Source organism: Jatrophihabitans sp. (assembly GCF_036389215.1).
In the GTDB taxonomy this organism is placed as follows: domain Bacteria; phylum Actinomycetota; class Actinomycetes; order Mycobacteriales; family Jatrophihabitantaceae; genus Jatrophihabitans_A.
The window spans coordinates 1-21,228 of the sequence record NZ_DASVQG010000332.1; the positions used below are offsets into that span (position 1 = coordinate 1).

Here is a 21,228-nt window from a genome sequence, read left to right on the forward strand (position 1 = left end):
CCGAGAGCGTGCGCCGGCTGGTGCTTGCCGGCACCTTCACCACCCAGGGCCTGGAGGTGAGCAGCAGCGACGGCCGGCTGTCCGTGCGGCAGGAAGGCCGGGTCGCCAAGTTCGTTCCGGAGGTCGAGCTGATCACCTACCGTGCCGGCGCCGGGGTGCGGCGCGGCCAGCAGGCCAGGATCATCACCGAGCGGGCTGTCTTCGACATCACCGCTGAGGGCCTCGTCCTGATAGAGATCGCGCCGGGCATCGACCTGCACCGCGACCTGCTGGACCTGATCGGCTTTCCGGTCACCCTGGCCGACACGCTGCGCACCATGGATTCGACGCTGTTCCGTCCGTAGGTGATCAGTGACCTCGACGGCTCACCGGCGCGGTAGGCGTCCTCGATCGGCGCACCGCCGAAGAGGCAGGGCGGCCGCGGTGCGGGCACCATCGTCGTCAGACCAGCCTGCGTGGCACGGCGTCGAAGGCCGCGGTGGCCGCCCCGAAGGGAAGCTGACCTTGGCGATCGAGGAGCGCTCAGGTGCCGAGCTGTGGGCGATGGCGCAGTTGAGCACCCCGATGGCCGTTCGCGTTGCCGCGACCCTGCGGGTGGCTGACCACATCGCGGCGGGGCTGCGCACTGCCGAGGAGTTGGCACCGGTGGTGCGGGCCGATCCGGACGCGCTGGAGCGGTTGCTGAGCTACCTGGCGGTCCGGGGCGTCCTCATCCGCGACGATGCAGGCCGGTTCAGCCTCACCGGATTGGGTGAAGCGTTACGTGATGACCACCCGGCGGGCAAGCGGGCCCTGCTGGACATCGGCGGTCTCGGCCGGGCCGAACTGTCCTTCGTCCGGCTGCTGCACAGTGTCCGGACTGGCCAGGCTGCCTTTCCCGAGCAATTCGGCCGCACCTTCTGGCAGGACCTGGAAGCCGACCCCTCCCGGGCCAGTGCCTTCGATCGCTGGATGGCCGTCAATGTCGAGCGGCGCTTGCCCGACCTGGTCGACGGCTATGACTGGGCCTCGCTGGAGCACATCGTCGACGTCGGCGGCGGCGACGGCTCGTTGCTGATCGCGTTGCTGGCCCGCTACCGCCAGTTGCGCGGCACGGTGCTGGAGGTGCAGGCCACCGCCGACGCCGCCCGCCAGGCGTTGCATGCGGCAGGACTCGCCGATCGCGGAGGGGCCGTTGCCGGAAGCTTCTTCGAAGAGTTGCCCACCGGCGCCGACGGATACCTGCTGTCCTGGATCCTGCACGACTGGGCTGACGATCCGGCCCGGCAGATCCTGCGCCGATGCGCGCGCGCAGCCGGCCAGCGTGGTCGGGTGATCGTGGTCGAGTCGATCCGTCCCGACGGCCGGTCTCCGCACACCGGCATGGACTTGCGCATGCTGGCCTTCTACGGCGGCAAGGAACGCAGCGTCGCCGAACTCGGCGCGCTGGCTGCCGACGCCGCCCTGGTGGTACGTCAGGTGCGCCGGGCCGGCAGCCTGGTCATCCTCGAACTGTCGGCAGCAGGGCGGTAGGGATGACGCACCCCGAGGTGGCGCAGCCGCTGGAGATCATCCGGGATCTCGTGGGAACGCCGGGACGCACGAATCCCTACCCCCGCTACGAGCAGCTGCGAGAGCACGGCGCCGTGGTGGGAGTACGTCCCGGCCTGATGGTGGTGGTGGGTTACGCCGAGTGCGACGCGGCTCTGCGCGACGGCCGGCTGCGGGTGCAGGACGGCGCCAGCTATGACGCGATCTACCCCGACTGGCGTGAGCATCCCGCGCTGCGCGGGTACATCGACTCGATGCTGTACCGCAACCCGCCCGACCACGCCCGGATGCGCAGGCTGGTGAGCGGGGCCTTCACCCCGCACCGGATCAACGCGCTGCAGCCCGCCATCGAGCAGATGACCGACCGGTTGCTGGATCAGTTGGCAGCAGCAGGAGGTGACGGTGTGGCGGTGGACTTCATCACCGAGTTCGCCTCCCGGTTGCCGATCGCGGTGATCAGCGCACTGCTCGGCGTGCCCGAACACGACCAGGCGTGGTTTCGCCGGATCGCCGCCGACGTGACGATCGCTCTGGAGGGGATCACCAACCAGGATGCGCTGACGGTGGCCGATGAGGCCATGCTGGATCTCAGCGAGTACTTCGTAGCCCTGATCGAACGCCGCCGCCCCGACCCGGCAGGCGATGTGATCAGTGCTCTGGTGCATTCTCCCGCCGAGCGGCTCAACCAGCAGGAGCTGGTGGCGAACATGATGCTGCTGCTGACCGCCGGCTTCGAGACCACCAGCTTCCTGCTCGGGCACTGCCTGTTGCTGGCACTGCAGCACCCGCACTACGCCGCCCGGCTGCGCGCTGAGCCCGGCTTCGCGATCGGCTACGTCGAGGAGACGTTGCGGTTCGAGACGCCGGTCCAAGCCACCAGCCGGTGGGCCGCCACCGAGATGACGCTGCTCGGCAACCCGGTGCCTGCCGGCACCAAGGTGGTTCTCGTCCTGGGAGCGGCGAATCGGGATCCGCGCCGGTTCGCAGATGCTGGCCGGTTCGACCCCGACCGCGCCGGCATCCAGCCGCTGAGCTTCGGCGCCGGCAGCCACTTCTGCCTGGGCGCGCCGCTGTCGAGGATGGAGGCGCAGATCGCGCTGCCCAGGCTGATGCGCCGGTTTCCCGAGCTTGCCCTCGCCGGCGCGCCACGTCGTCGCGACACCTGGGTGGGCCGCGGTATGGACGAGCTGCCGATCAGCCTGGGCTGGTAACCGCCTGCCGCGCGCGCCCGGGCGGGGCTACTGTCGCCGCGGCGGGGTAGACGCGGCTCAGGAAGCGCGGCTGGCAGCCTTGCGGGCCAGCCACTCGTCGTGGGCGACACGAACCTTGCGCCACAACACCTCAGGCGCGTCGGGTTGGAAGTCGGTGAGCCGGATCGTGAAGATGTCGGCCAGCGCCTGGACCCACTCGTCGCGGCTGCCGAGTTCGCGGACCGTCCGCCCGGTGCTGTCGACGCGACGTAGCAGGCAGCCGGTCAAGGCATCGATGCTGTCGGCGTTGCGGTGCATGACGGTGAAGGCCCGCACCAACCGCGATTCGGCGGAGCTCACAAGGTAGTGGTGCCACCGAAGGAACTGCTGCTGGCGTGCCGGTGTCATCCGGACATCGATACCGGCCAGCGAACCGCGAACGTCGTGGTCCAGCCGGAGGCCGCCGGGCTCGGTCTTGGACCGGCTCAGCCGGTAGCTGAACGGTCCTTGCTGATATGGCCCCAGCCGAACCGGCAACGGCTCGTACAGGCCGTCACCGAGCCCGACATCCACCAGCCAGCGGTCACCGTCGAGCTGGACCGACAAGGCCATGTGCGGCGCGATGTCGGCATTGGCAGCCGGCAAGCCGGCGCTGGCCTGAACACCGGCGGCATGTCGGGTGACCTGGTAGCCGAGGGCGCTGAGCAGCACCGAGAACGCGGTGTTGAGCTGCACGCAATAGCCGCCGCGCCCTCCCACGATCCGGCGGACCGCGTGGTGGGCCTGCACCGAGGTCCAACGCCCGAGCTGGATGTCGACTACCTCGTAGGCAATTCGCTCGACGTGGGCCCGGTGTAACGCGAACAGCGCCTCGACCGATGGCTCGCCGGGATCGGGAACACCCAGCCGGTGGAGGTAGCTCGCGACGCCCTCAGCAGAGATGGCTGGCATCGATTCTCCTCGCCGGGCCGAGCGCTGCCCGCTGTGGGCGCGCCCTCTCATGATTGGCTGGAGATCGTCCCGGGACACCTCTGAACGTGCTTGCACGCAAGGTAATTCGTGAGTGACGGCGCTGCTCCGCAAGCCGAAAGGTGTCCGGGGTGTGGGCAGGAGTGAGGATTGATCACGTTCGGCCGTGATTGCAGCCGCGCACCGCCCGTTTCCTCAGCCAGCGCAGGAAAGTACTGAAAGGCGAAGGAGATCCGCGACATGTCTCGGGCTGCCAACACACCGCGTGGTCAGCTCCCGGCTGTGGTCGAGGCCGACTCGACCTGGTCGGACCCCGTTCCGGACCGGCAGGACGGCTGGATCACCGCCCGCTGGGAGGACCAGCTGCCGGCCCTCATGGATCGGCTCGCGCTGTCCCCCGAAGGTGTCGTACAGGTCGGGGCGCACATCGGCCAGGAAGTGCCGGCGCTGACCCGGTGCGGATTCCGCCGGCTGGTCATGATGGAACCCAATGCCGACCATGCCGCCGCGCTGCGGCAACAACTGCAGTCCCACCACCTGAACGCAGGTCTGGCCGAACCGGCAGGTGGCTTGCCGGCCTGCGAACTGGTGCTTGCCGCGGCCGGCCGCAAGCGCGGCGAGCTCGTGCTGCACGTCACCGAGTACGACCAGCAGGCCAGCCTGCTGGTGCCACTGCTTCCGATGGCGGTCGTCCGCCACGACACCATCCCGGTCGTTCCGGTACGCGAGGTCCAGGCCGGATGCAACGTGCTGGTCATCGACGCCCAGGGCGCGGAGCTCGATGTGCTGGCCGGCGCTGACCTGAGCCGGTTCCAGCTGGCTGTCATCGAGGCCAGCACCTGGGCTCGGTACCAGGGCGGCGCCACCCTGGAGTCGATCGGCGCCTACATGCGCTCGCAGCGCTGGCGGCAGATCGCGATCTGGGCCCATGTTCGCCCGCATGTCGTGGACGTCGCGTGGCTGGCGCCGCCGAGGCACCTGGCCGCCGCGGTTCCGGCCTGATCCTGCGCAGGACCGAGGTTTCTCCGGATCAAACCCGAAAGGTGCTGGCGAACTCGTCGAGCAGTTCGGGATTACCGGTCACCCGGACGCTGCCACTCTCGATGGCTTGCGAGGGGCTGACCTGACCCAGGAGCAGGGCAGGCAGGCCGTTGCCGGTCTCGATCACCAGATCGGGATCAAGCTGCGGGCCCTCGGTGACGCCGAGCTGGCCGTCCTGCACGGTGACGCTGATGACGATCCCGGTCACCCGCAACTCGTAGCTGCGTGGGTCGCGCGGAGCCTGCGCGCCGTCGTTGCCCTGGTAGCTGCCCCGCATGGCCATCATGAGTGACTCGCGGGTGTAGACCTCATCGACTTCGGGGTCGCCCATCGACTGGGCGCCCCAGCGTCCCAGCGCCAGCAGGACGTCGTCGAGCTCGCGGCCGTAGTCGGTGAGCTCGTAGACGACGGCGGTCGCCGGGCGGGGGAGGATCCGCCGTTGCAGCACGGCCGTCTCTTCCAGTTCCTTCAACCGCGCCGAGAGCACGTTGGTGGGTATTCGCGGTAATCCCTGCCGCAGATCGGTGAAGCGCTTGGGCCCGGAGAGGAGGTCGCGGATGATGAGCAGTGCCCAGCGCTCACCGACGATCTCGAGGGCGCGGCTCAGCCCGCAGATCTGTCCATAGCCTCGTCGCGACATGGCCGCACTCTACCGCGTAGTTGTTTCAAAAAAGTACGGATCTTATGCAATTTGTGGAGAAATTCCCTTAAGAAACTACAGGTTTTGGGGGATATTCGGACATTTGTTAACACACCTGCCGAGCAGCTGGATACAGCCGGTTCGCGTCGAGCAACGAGAAGGCCATCCCGATCACGAGGATCGGGATGGCCTTCCCGGTTGGACTCAGAACTGCGTGCTCAGCCCACTCTGCCGGTGCTAGTCGTCGTGCACCGCGCCGGCGAGGTTGCGTGAGTGGATCGGAGCGGAGGAGACGATCGAGAAATTCGCCAACGCCGCGCGCAACGGCTCCGGTACCCGGGTCGGTTTGGTGTCGGTGTTCGGACCGCGCATGCACGCGATCCGTTGCCTTCCGCGTGCGACGAGCTCCTCGAAGCCGTCACGGAGCCGGACGTAGTCGAAGGCGAAGCCGATCTGGGTCTGAGTCAGATCCTCCAGCCGCATCCGGATCGAGAGCTCGTCGAAGGCGCCGATCTCCACCATGAACTCGCAGTCGACCTTGAGCGTGAACAGCTTCAGATCGTCGCGCAGGTCGGCCAGTACCGCTGGCGCCCGATCCCGCAGGAACATCTCGCGGCAACGGCCCTGCCATCGCAAGTAGTTCACGTAGTAGACGTTGCCGACCAGGTTGGTTTCCTCGAAACCGACCAGGTGCCGGAACTCGTAGTAGTTCTCCATCTTCAGCTCTCGCCTTCGGTCAGCATCGTGAACACGACCGGATCCTTGACATCGAGCACCGTGGTGCAGAACGTCGCGATCCGTGCGTTGCCCGAGCGCAGGTTCACCCAGCGGTCGGCACCCGGCTCGCCCACGGTGAGGGATTCGATCCGAGCTCTGCCCACCTTGCGCAGGGACTCCACCGCACCCCACACCCGGGTGGCCGCCAGCGACAGATCCTCACCACGTTCGGCGGCGAGCAACTGCGCCAGGGCGTACTGTTCCGGACCGAGCAGGTCGGCCCAGTCCTGTTCCGACCTGTTCGTGACGACCTCCACGTCACAGCCGACCGGCTGGGTACCGCCGGCGACCGAGAAGGTCAATCCGGCCGCGTGCGAGGACGACACCCCGATCCCACCGTCCACCTCGGGCTTGCCGTCCGGCCGGTAGCGCACCGGCGCCGGCTCACCCAGCGCCCAGCTGAGCGCCTTGGCCGTCTGCGCCCGCCGGGCAGCCTGTCCGTAGGCGGGTTCAGCACCGTCGGGGATCACGGCGCAGCGCAGGTTGGTGCCGCCCAGGTTCGGCTCGGTGCGCCGCTCCAGGTACGGCCCGAGCAGGCTGGCGAGCCATGGACCACTGCCATCCTGCTTGCGGACCGCCTGCAGCCGCAGGCCCTCCCAACGCTCGACCAGCTTGCCCGCCGTGTCGCGGATGTCGAGGTCGTAGAGATAGGTGTCGCCGTCGCGGTGACGTTCCACCGCGTGCAGCACGAGCTTCTCCTCGGCCTGCACGCTGCGGCGATCGGCCAGGTACAGCCGCTCGATACCTGCCGGCAGCAGCGTCGCGTCCGGCACGCAGCACTGGATGCTGTGCATCATGGCGTCCCTGGTGCCGGGGTCGGCCAGTGCCAGGTCCTGGGTGAGGAAGCCGGCGAACCAGTCAGCCGAGGCCTGGTTGCCGATCTCGGCCGTGCAGCCCTTGGCCACCAGCTGCCGGTAGCCCAGCAACCGCTGGAACCGGCCGCCCTGGAACAGGACCGGGCCGTACAGGTCTCGGCCCGGATCCAGTGGCAGCAACTCCGATGGACCATTGGAGCTGACCGTCTCGGGCAGGCTCTGGGAGTACCGCAGCGTCGCCCGGAAGTGGTCGGCCTGGAACCCGGTGTCGCTGCTGCGGATGACGGCCTCGACATCCCCGTTGTCGGTGACCAGCGCCGCGATCCGCACGGTGGTCTGACCGTTGACCGGCATCGCGATGGGGCGCAGGAACTCCACATCGGTGAGCACCGGTGGGCGCTCGTTGCCGGTCAGGGCCTTCGCGGCCTGTGCCATCGCCTCCATGCCGAACACCGCTGGGAACAGCAGGTCGCCGTCAAGCAGGTGATCGGCAAGGTAGAGGTCGCCATTGGCCGACAGGTCGGCGTCCGCCACCAGCTCGATGCCGGGGTAGAACACCTGCGCCCGGTCCAGGAACCGCATCAGCGGAAGCTCTTGCTGCTGCAGGGTGATCGTCGGCAGCCCTTCGGCGCGGCCCATCACCACCATGGCGGTGGGCGCCTGCGGATCGGCGATGACCCTCTTCAGGATCTCGATGCCCTCCTCGGTCCGGATCGGTGAGATGCCTTCCCGCATCAGCGATTCCAGCACGCCCAGCCGCTCACCCATCCCCGAGCCCGACCACACCGACCATTCCAGTGCCAGGCACCGGCAGTCGGGGTAGTCCTCGGCGACGCGGTAGGTCAGGTCGGTCAGCCAGTCGTTGGCGGTGGCGTAATCGGCCTCACCCCGCAGGCCGGCCCGGCCGATGATGCTGCCGAACGTGACGAGCAGCTTCAGTGAGCCGGGATCGGTTGCCGCAAGGACCGCCTCGAGCCCGTCAATCTTGGGCGCCAGGGTCCGCTCGAAGGCGGATTGATCCAAGCTGAGCAGGGAGTTGGGTTCGTTGCGCCCCGCGCCGTGCAGGACAGCGGTGACGGGCCCGAGACTGCCCCGGAAGTCCTCGACCGCCGCCTTGACCTCATCGGCTGAGGTGACGTCGGCCCGGAGGTAGCGGTAACGCACGCCGGCCGCTGCCATCCGTTCGAGGTTGTTGGCGAGCTCAGCATCGCTGTCCGGGCTGGAGCGGCCTAACAGGCCGATCGCGGCACCGGTGTCCTGGGCGATCGCCAGCGCGCACTCGGCCGTGATTCCCTTGCCACCGCCGGTGACCAGCAGGACGTCCTGCGGCCCCAACGGCGAGCCGGCGGAGGAGGCGTTGAGCTGCAGCGGGCGCAGCACCGGTACCCGGCGAGCTCCCTCGGCGTCGTAGCTGACCTCGCTGAAGGCGTCGGTGCCGGCGACATCGGCGACGATGCCGCGTACCGCGGTCCTCACCCGGTCGGCGGCCAGATCCAGCGGTAACGGCAGGGTGACCACCGTGGTGGCGATCGCCGGTGCTTCCAGGTGCAGCGTCTTGGCCAGCCCGGCGGCGCCCCGCCGGTCACCGACGACCACGAACCGGGCCGGCGTCGGCAGTGCCAGTACCTCCTTGGCCGCCGCCAGCATCAGTGGGACGTGGCTCTCGTCGCAGTCGTGCGGCAGGCACAGCGCGACCCCGGAACCGAGGTTCGCGGCCTGCAAGGACTGCTGCAGCTCGGCAGCCAGCGGGTGCCGGTCGCTGGCGAACACCTGCCACTTACCGAGGCCGGTAGGCCCGGCCGCCGGCCCGGCGGTTGCCGGCAGCTGGTCGATCCCGAAGGCCCGCACCCAGGGTGCGACGCCGAGGGCGGCCGTGGCCGGCTCGTCCGTCGCCAGCGCGCTGTCACCGAGGTCGTCGAGCATCTGCGCGAGCTGGGCCAGGGTGGAGGTGGCGAACGTCGAGGTCGCCATCGGGGCGGTGAGCCCCAGTTCGCGCGAGGCCTGGTTGACGATCTGGCCGACGGTGATCGAGCTGAGGTGCAGCTCGTCCAGCGGGTGACTGGTGGCACTGACGGCTTCCAGCGGCAACTCCGCCCGCTCGGCCGCCAGCCGGCGCAGCACGTCCACCGCACTCTGTGGTGGCCCGGCCGGCGCCGGTTCGGCACCGCCGTCCGCCGCCTGGCCACCGGCCTGTGGCGGCTGAGCGCTGGGCTGTGCCGGTGCCGGGACCGCAGCCGGCCGCGGCGAGGGTGCCGGCAGAGCCCTGGCGGGCAGCACCTGAGTGCCCGACAGGCCGGACCCGAGCTCCTCGACCGGCGCCGACTCGCAAGGGCTGGCGAAGAACTGGAACTGCTTGCCGACCTCCAGGGCACGGGTGAACCGGTTGCGGTGCAGCTCCTCGTGCTTGACCGGGGAACCGAGGACGTAGCAGGCAGCTACCGCCCGCAGCAGCCCGGACAGTGAGTTGCTGTCGGTCTCCAGCGAGATCGACGCGACGTAGGGGACGATGTCTGTTGCCATCCGGCTCAGGATCCGGCCGGGACCGACCTCCAACAACAGGTCGGTGCCGTTGGCCAGCTCGTTCACCGCCTCGGCGAAGCGGACCGGTTCCCGGACCTGGCGAGCGAGCAGGTCGGGCACGTCCGTGTCGGCGGCCAGGGCCTGGCCGGTGACGGTGGACACCACTCGGCGCTGCACCGGAGAGAACTGCTTCTGCTCCAGGTAGCTGTGCAACTGCTCGGCGGCCGGAGCCACCAGGTCGGAGTGGAACGCGTGTGACACCGGCAGCCGCATGGCGGTCAGCCCTTGTGCCGTGGCCTTGGCGCAGATCCGGTCGACGGCGTCGGTGGGACCCGAGATCACGGTCTGGTTAGGGCCGTTGTAGCCGGCGATGACCACCGGCTCACCCGCCATCATCGAGGTGATGAGTTCGGCTGAGCCCATGATGCCTGCCATGGCCCCGTTGGTGGTGCTGGTGTCGGACATGATGCGGCCGCGCTCGGTGGCCATCGCGAGCAGGGTTGCCTCGTCGTAGGCGCCTGCCCAGTGCAGTGCGGTCAGTTCGCCGAGGCTGTGCCCGGCGGCGGCCACGCCCTCGATCCCGAGCAGTCGCAGCAACCGCAGCCCGGCCACCGACGAGGTGGCGATCCTGGGCTGGGCCACCGCGGTGTCGACCAGGTCGGCGTCGCTGGGCAGCGGGTGATCGCGGTAGAGCTCGTCGACCACCTCGAAGCGCCGGCGGACTGCTCCGCCGTCACCGCGCCGTCCGGCGCCCTGACCCGGGAACAAGAATCCGATCCGGGGTGTGGCACCGGCGTTGCCGAGGAAGACCCCGGCCTCTGGATCCAGCGCCGATCGGGCGCCGTTGTCCAGCAGCATCAACAGCTTGCCGAGCTGGCGCTCGGCCTGCTCCGGGCTGTTGGCGACCACCGCCGCCCTGATGGGGCGATCGGCAAGACCGGCCTGCAGGGTGGCCGCCAGGTCGCCGAGCTCGGCGAAGGACATCCGTGATGCCATCGCCGCCAGCTGGCTGATCCGGCCGCGCAGGTCGGCGATGCTGCTGGCGTCGATGAGCAGCAGCTCGAAGTCCTGGCGGGAGCGGACCAGTTGCTGGACCTCCTCGGGGATCTCGGTCCGGCGCTCGGCGTCGGCCTGCTCGAGGACGACGTGGGTGTTGATGCCGCCGAAGCCCATCGACGACACCCCGGCCCGGATCGGGCCGCTGGCCGGCCACAGCTCGGCTGAGCTGGGCACCCGCAGAGCCGGCCGGTCACCCAGCAGCTCCGGGTGCGGGTCGACGTGGCCGGTCGCCGGCGGGATGACCTGGTGGTGGATGGCGAGGATGGCCTTGAGCAGGCCGCCGACACCGGCCGCCGCCTTGGTGTGGCCGATGTTGCCCTTCAGGGTGCTGATCGCGGCCGGCGCGGCGTTGGGGTCGGCCTGCCGCCGCGAGGCCGAGAACGCCCGCAGCTCGGTGGCGTCGCCGACCGCGGTGCCGGTGCCGTGGCCCTCCAGGTAGTTGACGGTCTCGAAGCCGAATCCGGCAGCCCGGTAGGCCCGGTCGATCGCGAGCTGGTGTCCGGCGGCCTCCGGACGGGTGATCCCGCCCTTGCCGTCGGAGGAGTAGCCCCAGCCCACGATGGTGGCGTAGCGCTTGAGCCCCTGCTCGATCGCGTCCTGCTCGCGCATCAGCACGAGCATTCCGCAACCCTCACCAGGCCAGAAGCCGTTGGAGTGCTGGTCATAGACCCGCATCTCGCTGGTGGCCAGCGCACCGGTCTTGGCGAAGCCGATCACCTCGAACGGGTCGATGCTCAGGTCCACCCCACCGGCGATCACGGTGTCGAGTTGGCCCTCGGACAGCGCGTTGCACGCGGTGGTGACCGACAGCAGCGACGACGAGCAGGCGCCGTCGACGGTGTAGCCGCCGCCGTTGAAGTCGAAGTGGTTGCAGATCCGGCCGGCGATCGTGTTGGCCAGCCCGCCGGCCAGCATGTCCTCGTCCGCCGGGGCGAACGGGCTCTTGTAGCGGGCCTCCAGCTGGTCGAGGAAGCCACCCAGCGCCGCGTCGTCCCAGCCCTGCTCGCGCAGCGCCGCGCCGACGGTGCGCCGCACGTACGGCCAACGCAGCCGCATGATGCTGGCCCGGCTGAACTCGCCGGTCAGGCTGTTGCCGATCACCACACCGGTGTTCTGGCGCTTCAGTCCGGCGCCCTCGGCGAAGCCGGCGTCAGCCAGCGCCCGTGCCGCGGTGTCCAGCGCCAACCAGTGCGTCATGTCGGTGGACCGGAAGGTGCTGCCGGCGATCCGGTACTTCACCCGGTCGAACTCGAAGCCCTCGATGACAGCGGCCTTCTGCGTGTAGAACTTGTCCGGCGCTGCCGGGTCGGGGTCGTAGTAGTCCTCCATCCGCATCCGCTCGTCGGGCAGCCGGCGGAAGGCTCGGCGTCCGGCGAGGACGTTCTTCCATAGGTCTTCGGGAGAATCCGCGTCGGGGTAGCGGCAGGAGATGCCGACGACTGCGATGCGATCAGCGCTCATACGGTCACCGCCTCAGGGGTCTGGTCCATCGGACGCTCGGTGCTGGTGGCCGCTGCGGTCCTGCGCTGCTTGGACTTGGAGATGAAGTGGGCACCCCACCAGCCCAGGCCACGCAGCGCGCATACCACGGTGGTGGCGAAGAACAGCGTGTAGACGATGTTCATCTGCATCATCACCGCGTAGACGAACGCGACCGAGGAGCCGAACATGAACTGGTTGCGAGCCTTGAACGGCGTGGTGCCAGGGTCGGTGATCATGTAGTTGGTGAACAGTACGAAGGCGATTCCGGTCATGGCGCCGAGCGCTGAGAAGAGCGCAACGTCCCAGATCCAGTGCCGGACGAAGGCCTGGATGGCGAAGCCGCCCATCCAGCCGACGATTAGTGGGACCTTGCGGGTGAGCATCGCGTTGATGATCGTTCCGGACACCGCGATGATCAGTGGGATCATCACCCGGAAGTAGGTGTTCGCGTTCTCACTGAACTCGTAGGGCGGAGCGATGCTGCACCAGTGGCTGAAGCAGAGCAGCACCGCGGTCAGGCCGAAGTTGGACGGGTTCATGAAGTGACGCATCCGGCCGTTGATGGGCGCCTGCAGAACATGCTTGGCGCCGACTCCCACCACCACGCCGAAGGCCACCGGCCAGAACTGGTTGTTGCAGTAGAGCAGCATGTTCACGGCCAGGGCGGTGATGTGGGCCGGTAGCAGGGCCTCATAGACGCCGCGGGCGCCGTTGCCCATGAACTTGGGCTGCCGGCGGTAGACCCATGAGCTGATCGTCTCGAAGATGATCTCGGTGCTGTAACCGACCAGGACCGCCATGATCGGCCACAGCCAAGGCTGTTCGAAACCGAGCCAGGCATATCCGAAAACATTCAGCACGCTGATCGAGATGGCGAAGTTGCGCAGTGCGATGTAGCGAACGTCCACTGGCGGCTTTCCGGCCCGCGCCGGGGGCGCTGTCGTTACCAGGGGGCTAGGTGGTGTCGCTGCTGGTTGATGCTGGACCGTGGCGGTCATCGGCTTGAAACCTCCTGGACAGTGTCCGTCAGGACGAGAGTGTGGACGCCTGGCGTCAGTTGTTGCTTCTGCTGGTGTAGCTGGCCGTTGATGTCCCGCCACTGCAGGTCCACGGTGGCTGCTCCGGTGAAGGAGCCCAGGCCGAGGTGAACGTCGAAGCTGCGGAAGCCGCCGTGGCCGCTGCCGCCGTCAAGCTGGGAGATCTGGGTTCCGTTCGGGGTGGTCACGCTGACCGTCGCGTTGTAGGCAGGCGATCCGGCGTTGCTCAGTCCCTTGCCGGCGACCGCGCTGGTGTCGGTCGCGGGCCGGTAGAGGTGCAGGTCGAGGGAACTGCCCTTGTTCGGTGACTGGTTGGCGTAGAAGGCCGGCGGTCCCCACTGCCTGGCGATGGCCCAGTCCAGGGTGCCGGTGCCGGTGGTGTCGGCAGTGGCAATGCCCCGGCTCGGGATGGGCACGTCAGTGCCGATCTGGCCGCTGATATTGACGTACTTGCCGTCGGAGTTCTTGGCGTAGAAGGCCATGTGCTGGTTGCCGCCGATGTCGTCACCGGGGCCCACGTTGGGCCACATGGCCGGGTTGCTGAGCAGGTCGTCGTTGGTCATGGCCATCTCCTGCAGCCACGGCCACCGGTCGATGTCGCCCTTGACGAACCCGTCAGCCTGCAGCACGGACATGTTTCCGTTGTTGAGGAAGTCGGCCATCTTGACGTCCCAGCACCAGCCGGTCCAGGCCATCCCGTACTTGGAGGCCTGCTGCTTGAACGGTGCGATGCCCCGGCTGAGCTGGTCCTTCATGTCGGCCTTGTCCTTGGCCTGGTTGATGAAGATGAAGTTGCTCTCCTGCAGGCCCCACTTGGTCGTGATGTTGCTGACCGCGATGTCGAACCTGCCGCTGTGGTTCAGGTCTCCGAAGTCGACCCCCATGCCCTTGAACGAGCCCTTGCCGAGCACGAAGGACTTGGCGGTGGTCGGAGTGCGCTGCCCGCTGGCCTCTTCGAACTTGATCTCACCCGGCGTCGAGATGTTGTGCAGCAGGTGGTCGTGGCCGAAGTCGTTGGCGATGTAGATGTCGGGCAGCCCGCTGCCGGTCAGGTCGGCGCCGGCGATGGCAAGGGTCCAGCCGGTGGACAGCTGGTAGGCAATGGCACCCTGCTGCTCGATGTAGTGGACCGTCGGCTTCTCACCGGAGGTGGCGTCGTGCCAGCGCAGCACTCGGTCGCCGCCGCCGTTCTTGGCGGTGGACAACGAGTTGTTCATCTGGACGTTGTTCTGCCCGTTGGGGTTCAGGACGTCGGATTCGGGGAAGTAGTTGCCGATGATGATGTCCGGGTGCCCGTCACCGTCGATGTCACCCACGTAATCGGCGTCGGTGTTCCACCGCGGCCCGTGGTACCTGCCGTCCACCGACTCGTAGGGAAGGAGTTCCTGCGCGGAGTAGGCGGCCGGCGAGGGCGTGGTGGCGCTGGCCTTGGCCAGGAAGACGATCGGGGTGCGGCCCCAGTAGGTGACCAGGAGGTCCATCCGTCCGTCACCGTTGAAGTCGCCGGGGTTGCAGCCGGTCGGGGCCATCATCTGGTCCATCGGCAGCGGCTTGCCGTCCAGCACGAAGGGCGCGAACTGGTCGGCGGCCGGTGCGGTCGGGGTGTAGGTGATGATCACCGAGTTGGTGCGGGTGTCGACGATGCACATGCCGTCCGAGCGGCCGTGCCCGACCAGGTCGTTCATCGCGATACTGGCGCCGACCGAGGAGATCCAGGCCTCGATCTTCTTGTAAGCACGGTTGACCGGACGGATGGTGTTCATCTTCTGGTCGTTGTATCCGGCTGGCATGGCGATGGGCAGTTCTTTGAACTTGTACTGGCTGGCAACCGAGTCCGCGCCGTAGGTCGCCACCCGGCTCTGCGCGATCACGTACAGAGATACCAGGACCAAGGCGGCCACCAGGCCAGGAACCAGCTTGCGGAGACGTTCTCGGGATACTGCCATGATTCACCCTTCGCGAGTAAACTAAATTGACTACTTGGAAGCCGTTGTCGGAATGGATCGAGTGGGGACAACGCGACACGACGCCTGGGGTCTTGTCCCTAACGCAAAGGACAAGACCTCAGGCGCCGTCTCGCCTACCTGCCATCGCATGCCGGGCTCAAAGTGACCCAAATGGCGATGATCCAAGAATGCGGCCCGACCCCCTGACCGGCTTCTCCCACCGTGCCCGGCTGATCCACTGCATCCGTTGTGAGTTTGGCCTTATCGATAGCGAGCTTTGAGCATCGCAGCGCCGATGCGGCGAGTCGTGAGCAGGCAGGTCCGGCACCCGGTTGCTGCTTCGTCCAGCGCGGTGCATGGTGACCTGCGCCCACTGGCGGACACCCCGACTCACCGACCTGGATCAAGCTGACGAGGTCCGGCTACTCCTGTCGTGCTCACTGTTTTTGTCGACTCGTACGCGTGTCGCCATAGCCGCCCGGTCCTCGGCTGGGAGGGCAAGGGCAGAGATGCCCGCCCAGTGGCCATCCGTGAAGCTGAGCCCCACCTCGGCCACAAGGAGAGACATGTCCTAGGCGTTCGTCCCATCGCTCGGAGCGCTGCGTGACCACGTGGCGAACGCCGGCCTCCTCACCCACCGGGACACTCCGCTCGCACCACCGGCAGCGCCGGCACGGGCGTGAATCCCTTTACCCACCGACCTCTGCTTCTCGCACCCGCGGGTGTGCGCGTCACGGCAAGGTGCGAATGTGTGACGTCCGGTCAGCCGTCGCTGATGTCTGAAGGCGGCCAGCCAGGAGGCGACGTCCTGACCTCAACGCCGAGCTTTGCCGCCGAGTTGTCCGCGGGACGGATCCGCACCTATTACTTGGGGACGGCTCCGCACCTATTACTTGGGGATGGCTCCGCACCTATACATAGGTGGGAGGCGATGGGCGGCATCGGCTCGGCCCGAGCTTCCTACCGGTCGATCAACTCGGCTCGCCCCAGCCTCGCGCGGCGGCCACGAGCTCGACGCCGCCGGCGGCAGGCGGCACGCTCGCACGGTCGTGTCCCACGCATCGACCGTGGGCGCCCAGAGCTGTGCAGGCAGCGTTCGCCGGCCACCAGGCCGGTGAACTCCGCCGCCTGCGGCCGCACTGACGCGACCGGGCCCGAGCTTCCGGAACGCCTCGAACCGCGGCGAGCTCCGGCCGCCACGCGCCATCAGCGACCACGGACTCGCTGTCCACCACCTTCGGGAACTCCTAGAGGCGTTGGGCGCGATCCGCATGCCGAGCCGTCGAATCGGCCGGGGCCGGAGAGCAGCAACCGGGAGCGCCCTGCCCGGAATTGGGGACGGCCTTTGAGACCGGCAAAAGTAAATTTGCTAACACTTTTATCATGCAAGCGGAGTCGTTACACTAAGAGGCATGCTCGGTAAAAATTATGATTCCCAGGTGTGCTCGGCCGCGCGGGCGCTCGAACTGGTGGGCGAGCGGTGGAGCCTGCTGATCATCAGGGACGCGCTGTTCGCCGATGCGACTCGTTTCAACGATTTCTTGGCGCTCGGCATCGCGACGAACATCCTCAAGAACCGCCTCGATGGTTTCGTGGCCGCCGGGATCATGCAGCGCCGCAACTATTCCCGCAACCCCGAGCACCACGAGTACCTGCTGACGGACAAGGGGAGGGATCTGGCCCCCATCATCATCGCGCTGAGCGCATGGGGCGACCGGTGGGCGGCCCCGGATGGCCCTCCCGCGCTCTACCGTCATTCCGCCTGCGGTGCGCCGGTGATCCAGCAGCTCGCCTGCACGCACTGTGGCCAGGTGCACGACCCCGCAGAGGTACGCGTACAACCCGGACCGGGCATGCCCGCGGACCTCGCGGCCCTCATGTCGGCGATATCCCCCAGGTAAGCGCTCTGGGTCTCAGCCACCTGTGCCTGGCGCCGTGACTGCGCCTGATTGACCACGGCATGGCCCGGCAGCCCGATGCGCTGCCGCACTCTCGCCGATGCGCGTCCGGTGCCGAGGCAACCGGCTACCCGCAACTCGGCCACCCAACAGTGCTGGGTCCCAGCCAGCCGCGCATGAGCAAGTAGGCACTCAGCGTAACGAGTCGTGCTTGCATCATGAAAGTGCCTTTTGTTAAGGTCGCACTTGCGTCATGCAACCAGTGATGCTTGCGCCGTGCACTCTAATGAAGGGGACCCCCCAATGTCTGGCAGTATGACCCCGCCCGTCGCGCATCGAGGCTGGACAGTGCTCCTCGCCTCCTTCGGTGTCTTCATGACCTCCCTGGACACCCTCGTGGTCGCCAACTCTCTCCCGGCGCTTCGCGAGGATCTGAGCGCCAGCCTCGGCGACCTGGAATGGACGGTGAACGCCTACAACCTGTCGTTCGCGGTCCTGCTGCTGACCGGGGCCGCCCTCGGCGACCGGTACGGGCGTAAGCGGATGTACTGGATCGGCCTGCTTGCCTTCACCATCGCCTCCGCCGGAGCGGCATTGGCGCCGAGCGTGGGCGCGCTGATCGCGGCTCGCGCGGTGCAGGGCGCGGCGGCCGCCATCGTCATGCCGATGACGCTGACCTTGATCAGCGAGGCGTTCCCGGCCGAGAAGCGCGGCGCTGCCATCGGGTTGTGGGGTGGCATCACCGGACTGGCGGTCGCGGCCGGGCCGGTCGTGGGTGGTGCCATCGTCGAGGGGATCAGCTGGCATTGGATCTTCTGGCTCAATGTCCCGGTCGGTGCGGTGCTGATTCCGCTCTCCATCTGGCGCCTGACCGAAAGCCACGGCCCCCGCTCGCAACTCGACATCGTCGGCCTCGCGCTCGCCGGCCTCGGATTCTTCGGCATCACCTGGGGACTGATCCGGGCCAACAGCATCGGCTGGGGCAGCGCCGAGACCATTGCCTCCCTCGTCCTGGGTGGCCTGCTGGTCGTGGGGTACCTCATCTGGGAACGGCGCACCCCGACGCCAATGCTGGCCGCGGAACTGTTCCGTTCACGAGGCTTCATCGCCGCCAACTTCGTCAGCTTCTTCATGTACGCATCGCTGTTCGGCGTGTTGTTCTTGATGATGCAGTTCCTCCAGAACGCGCTGGGGTACTCCCCGCTTGAGGCAGGTCTGCGCACCCTGCCGTGGACGGGCGCGCCGATGCTGATCGCGCCGCTCGGGGGCCTGCTGGCCGACCGGTACGGCAACAGGCCATTGCTGCTGACCGGAATGGTCCTGCAAGCCATCGGGCTGGGCTGGGTCGCCCTCATCGCCGAACCCGGCATGAGTTACACCTGGCTCGCGGTGGCGCTGGCCGTTGCAGGTGTCGGGATCTCGCTGGTCTTCCCGACCGTCGCCAATGCCGTCGTCGGATCCGTGGCGCCCTCGGAGGTGGGCATCGCCTCCGGCACGAACAGCTCGCTGCGCGAGATCGGTGGCGTGTTCGGCATCGCCGTGCTCGCCGCCGTGTTCGCCAGCCCCAACGTCTACACATCCGCGCAGACGTTCGCCGACCATTTCACCAACGCCGTGTGGCTCGGCGCCGCCTTCTCGGTGATCGGGATCTTCGGCGCGGCTGCTCTCCCCAAGGGCACACAGGTCCAATCCCGGCCTGCCGCTACCGGCTCCGACGCAGATTACGCGGTCACCGGCCAGCCGGTCGGGTAACTGACCCCGCTGTTCCAGTTCCGGTGCAGGTCCGCCGGCTCCCCTGAGGTAAAGGCTCAGACGAAGGCGCGTTGTACACGCCCTTCGTCTGAGCCTTTGGCGCACCTTGGGCAATTCGGAGCAAGTGCAGCGGACCCGGCGCATGCAAGCCTGTTGTTCGACCGGTGGGCACTGGGCCCGCTGGTGCGAGCACGACTAGCGCTGTTTAGGAGCACCTACATGGAGTTTGAAACCCTCCTACTCGAAGTCGAGGGGCCTCGGGCGACCTTACGATTCAATCGCCCGGAGAAGAAGAACGCTATGAACCCCCGCATGCACCTGGACATGAATCTGGCCCTCGACCAGATCGAGGCGGAGCCGGATGTCAAGGTCCTGGTGATCACCGGAACGGGCAACAGCTTCAGCGCGGGTATGGACCTGGAGGAGTGCTTCCTCCAGCCCTACGAGGACCCTCAGCTCTTCTACCGCACCAATCTCGTTGCCCTGAAGTGGTTCCAGCGGCTCAAGGCGTTCCCGATCGTCACCATCGCACAGGTGAACGGCTACGCCTTCGGCGGCGGCTTCGAGGTGACCGGCCTCTGCGATCTGGCAATCGCCGCGGAGAACGTCAAGTTCGGCCTCTCCGAGATCAACTTCGGCATCTTCCCGGCCGGCGGTGCCACCTGGGCGGTGACCCACAACATGCCGCGCAAGCAGGCGCTGCACTACATCCTCACGGGTGACACCCTCACGGGGCGGGAGGCCGAGCAGTACGGGCTCGTCAACCGGGCAGTGCCAGCCGAGGATCTCGAGGCAGAGGTCGACAAGCTCGTCGGCAAGATCATCAACAAAAACCCCGTCACGCTTCGGCTGGCCAAGGAGGTCTACGAGGGCACCACGATGATGGACCTCCCCCGAGCGATCGATTACGACCAGGCCAAGCTGTGGGAACTGGCCAGGCTCACCAGTGACGAGTGGATCAACGTCGCGCTCAAGCAGTTCGAGAAGCGGAGCTACCAGCCCGGCCTCGCGACGTACAAGCGGCCAGAGGCAGCTGACGATGCACAGCGATCTGCCTGACGTCGCCGTCCCGGATTCCACACTGCCCGGCTACGTTCTCGCACGTTCAGCGGAGTTCGCCGATCGGGTGGCGGTCACCGATGCCGAGGGACGCCGTTCCTACACCTACGCAGAGCTCGCCACGGCGGTCCGGCAGGCGGCCGGTGGCCTGCGGTCGAGAGGGTTCGGCAAGGGCGACGTAGTGGCGATCCTCTCCCCGAACGTCCCCGACTACGTGGTGGCCTACTACGCGGCCGTGACGGCCGGCGGCTCCGTCCTGCACCTCAACCCGCTGGACACCATTGCCGACCACGTCAGGACCATCGGGCGCACCAAGACCAGTTTCCTGATGGCGGGACCCGGGACTCCGGGGAAAGAGCTTGCCGAAGCGGCCGGCATCCAGCAGCTGGTCTTGCTGGACGCCGGCGAAGGCGAGGATGCCTTCGCCTCACTGCTGGCCGATTCAGCGGAGTTCGAGGAGGTGGCTGTCTCGCCGGCGCACGACATCGCCTCCGTCATGAACTCCAGCGGCAGCACCGGCCTGCCCAAGAGCGTGGCGCTCACGCATCGCAACCTCGTTGCCGCGACGCTGCAAACGGTGACCGGCATCCCGCTCCAGCCAGGGGACACCACTCTTGCCGTGCCGCCGTTCCACCATGCCTTCGGCCTGATCATGGTCATGCATGCCACTCTCGCGCAGGGTGCGACGCTGGTGACGATGCCGCGCTTCGAGCCGACTGCCTACCTGCAGGCGATCCAGGACCACAGGATCACCAGGCTCTACGTCGTCCCGACGCTGGTGGCGCTGCTGACCAAGAGCCCGCTGGTCGACAAGTACGACCTCACCAGCGTTCGTGACATGGTCTCCGGCGGCGCTGCGCTCGACCCGGAGATGGCGCAGCAGTGCCGAGACCGTCTCAACTGCGGCCTTGCCCAGGGTTATGGCATGACCGAGGCGATGATGTCGCTGATGCAGAGGGACTTCAGCGCGAAAACCGCTTCGGTCGGACGTCCCTCGGTCAATGTCACGATCAAGGTGGTCGACCCGGACACCAAGCAGGAGCGGCGCCAGGGCGAGATCGGCGAGGTGCTGATCCGGGGACCGCACGTCATGCAGGGCTACCTCGACGACGAGGAGGCCACCCGCGACGCCCTCGATGCCGACGGCTACCTGCGCACCGGCGATCTGGGATGGATCGGCAGCGACGGTGAACTGACCTTGGGGGACCGCCTCAAGGAGATCATCAAGTACAAGGGCCACCAGGTCTCTCCCACCGAGCTCGAGCACATCCTGCTGTCCCATCCCAAGGTTTCCGACGCGGCAGTGATCGGCATCCCCGACGAGGAGGCCAGTGAGATCCCGAAGGCGTTCGTCGTGCTGTCAGAGCCGGTGGACCTGGAGGAGATCATGTCTTTCGTGAATGACCAGGTTGCGCCCTACAAGAAGATTCGGCGTTGTGAGATCGTAGACACGATTCCCAAGACGGCAGTCGGAAAGATCGCACGTCAGGAACTGAAGCGAGCCAGCTAACGA

At 67.5% G+C, this 21,228-nt stretch carries 13 protein-coding genes and 1 pseudogene; 8 read left to right on the forward strand and 6 right to left on the reverse strand.

Annotated features, from left to right (window positions below; translation table 11 throughout):
* From VF542_RS18750 to VF542_RS18760, 3 genes and pseudogenes are all read left to right on the forward strand, one after another.
* A pseudogene (locus VF542_RS18750) lies at positions 1 to 344 on the forward strand (propionate CoA-transferase); the annotation flags it as partial.
* Between the two features lie 160 nt (positions 345 to 504).
* Positions 505 to 1,512, forward strand: a complete 1,008-nt coding sequence (locus VF542_RS18755; protein ID WP_408653219.1) for a methyltransferase — start codon at positions 505 to 507, stop codon at positions 1,510 to 1,512.
* 2 nt (positions 1,513 to 1,514) lie between these two features.
* Positions 1,515 to 2,741, forward strand: coding sequence for a cytochrome P450 (locus VF542_RS18760; protein ID WP_408653220.1), 1,227 nt, complete (start codon positions 1,515 to 1,517; stop codon positions 2,739 to 2,741).
* Between the two features lie 57 nt (positions 2,742 to 2,798).
* Here VF542_RS18760 and VF542_RS18765 read toward each other — a convergent pair whose 3' ends face one another.
* Positions 2,799 to 3,671 carry an arylamine N-acetyltransferase family protein gene (locus VF542_RS18765; protein ID WP_408653221.1) on the reverse strand — a complete coding sequence of 291 codons (873 nt, stop codon included), beginning with the start codon at positions 3,669 to 3,671 and terminating at the stop codon, positions 2,799 to 2,801.
* Positions 3,672 to 3,929: 258 nt separating this feature from the next.
* On the opposite strand from VF542_RS18765, the gene VF542_RS18770 reads away from it, so the two are divergent.
* Positions 3,930 to 4,691 carry an FkbM family methyltransferase gene (locus VF542_RS18770; protein WP_408653222.1) on the forward strand — a complete coding sequence of 254 codons (762 nt, stop codon included), beginning with the start codon at positions 3,930 to 3,932 and terminating at the stop codon, positions 4,689 to 4,691.
* A 28-nt stretch (positions 4,692 to 4,719) separates the two neighbouring features.
* On the opposite strand, the gene VF542_RS18775 is transcribed toward VF542_RS18770, so the two are convergent.
* From VF542_RS18775 to VF542_RS18795, 5 genes are all read right to left on the reverse strand, one after another.
* A complete protein-coding gene (locus VF542_RS18775; RefSeq protein ID WP_408653223.1) occupies positions 4,720 to 5,370 on the reverse strand; it encodes a winged helix-turn-helix transcriptional regulator in 651 nt (216 codons plus the stop codon).
* Between the two features lie 237 nt (positions 5,371 to 5,607).
* Positions 5,608 to 6,087, reverse strand: a complete 480-nt coding sequence (locus tag VF542_RS18780) for an acyl-CoA thioesterase (protein WP_408653224.1) — start codon at positions 6,085 to 6,087, stop codon at positions 5,608 to 5,610.
* A 2-nt stretch (positions 6,088 to 6,089) separates the two neighbouring features.
* Entirely contained in the window at positions 6,090 to 12,002 is a 5,913-nt protein-coding gene (locus VF542_RS18785; protein ID WP_408653225.1) for an SDR family NAD(P)-dependent oxidoreductase, read from the reverse strand.
* Entirely contained in the window at positions 11,999 to 13,021 is a 1,023-nt protein-coding gene (locus tag VF542_RS18790) for a hypothetical protein (RefSeq protein WP_408653226.1), read from the reverse strand. Before VF542_RS18790 ends, VF542_RS18785 begins: the two co-directional genes overlap by 4 nt.
* Positions 13,018 to 15,006, reverse strand: coding sequence for a CRTAC1 family protein (locus VF542_RS18795; protein WP_408653227.1), 1,989 nt, complete (start codon positions 15,004 to 15,006; stop codon positions 13,018 to 13,020). The genes VF542_RS18790 and VF542_RS18795 overlap by 4 nt, the downstream gene beginning before the upstream one ends.
* Positions 15,007 to 16,418: 1,412 nt before the next feature.
* Here VF542_RS18795 and VF542_RS18800 point away from each other — a divergent pair.
* The 4 genes from VF542_RS18800 (at position 16,419) to VF542_RS18815 (ending at position 21,225) form a co-directional block, all read left to right on the forward strand.
* On the forward strand, positions 16,419 to 16,907 hold the full coding sequence (locus tag VF542_RS18800; RefSeq protein ID WP_408653228.1) for a winged helix-turn-helix transcriptional regulator: 489 nt from the start codon (positions 16,419 to 16,421) through the stop codon (positions 16,905 to 16,907).
* 243 nt (positions 16,908 to 17,150) lie between these two features.
* Positions 17,151 to 18,656, forward strand: a complete 1,506-nt coding sequence (locus VF542_RS18805; protein ID WP_408653229.1) for an MFS transporter — start codon at positions 17,151 to 17,153, stop codon at positions 18,654 to 18,656.
* A gap of 219 nt (positions 18,657 to 18,875) precedes the next feature.
* Positions 18,876 to 19,715 (forward strand): p-hydroxycinnamoyl CoA hydratase/lyase, encoded by an 840-nt coding sequence (locus VF542_RS18810; RefSeq protein ID WP_408653230.1) that lies wholly within the window; start codon positions 18,876 to 18,878, stop codon positions 19,713 to 19,715.
* Positions 19,696 to 21,225: an AMP-binding protein gene (locus tag VF542_RS18815; RefSeq protein ID WP_408653231.1), complete on the forward strand. Its 1,530-nt coding sequence runs from the start codon at positions 19,696 to 19,698 to the stop codon at positions 21,223 to 21,225. Before VF542_RS18810 ends, VF542_RS18815 begins: the two co-directional genes overlap by 20 nt.
* Positions 21,226 to 21,228 lie beyond the last annotated feature (3 nt).

Excerpts from the sequence above, each read along its gene's own strand:
- VF542_RS18770 (WP_408653222.1), top strand. The coding sequence starts at position 3,930 with ATGTCTCGGGCTGCCAACACACCGCGTGGTCAGCTCCCGGCTGTGGTC.
- VF542_RS18810 (WP_408653230.1), top strand. The coding sequence starts at position 18,876 with ATGGAGTTTGAAACCCTCCTACTCGAAGTCGAGGGGCCTCGGGCGACC.
- VF542_RS18780 (WP_408653224.1), bottom strand. The coding sequence starts at position 6,087 with ATGGAGAACTACTACGAGTTCCGGCACCTGGTCGGTTTCGAGGAAACC.
- VF542_RS18765 (WP_408653221.1), bottom strand. The coding sequence starts at position 3,671 with ATGCCAGCCATCTCTGCTGAGGGCGTCGCGAGCTACCTCCACCGGCTG.
- VF542_RS18775 (WP_408653223.1), bottom strand. The coding sequence starts at position 5,370 with ATGTCGCGACGAGGCTATGGACAGATCTGCGGGCTGAGCCGCGCCCTC.
- VF542_RS18795 (WP_408653227.1), bottom strand. The coding sequence starts at position 15,006 with ATGGCAGTATCCCGAGAACGTCTCCGCAAGCTGGTTCCTGGCCTGGTG.
- VF542_RS18800 (WP_408653228.1), top strand. The coding sequence starts at position 16,419 with ATGCTCGGTAAAAATTATGATTCCCAGGTGTGCTCGGCCGCGCGGGCG.
- VF542_RS18815 (WP_408653231.1), top strand. The coding sequence starts at position 19,696 with ATGCACAGCGATCTGCCTGACGTCGCCGTCCCGGATTCCACACTGCCC.
- VF542_RS18760 (WP_408653220.1), top strand. The coding sequence starts at position 1,515 with ATGACGCACCCCGAGGTGGCGCAGCCGCTGGAGATCATCCGGGATCTC.
- VF542_RS18790 (WP_408653226.1), bottom strand. The coding sequence starts at position 13,021 with ATGACCGCCACGGTCCAGCATCAACCAGCAGCGACACCACCTAGCCCC.
- VF542_RS18785 (WP_408653225.1), bottom strand. The coding sequence starts at position 12,002 with ATGAGCGCTGATCGCATCGCAGTCGTCGGCATCTCCTGCCGCTACCCC.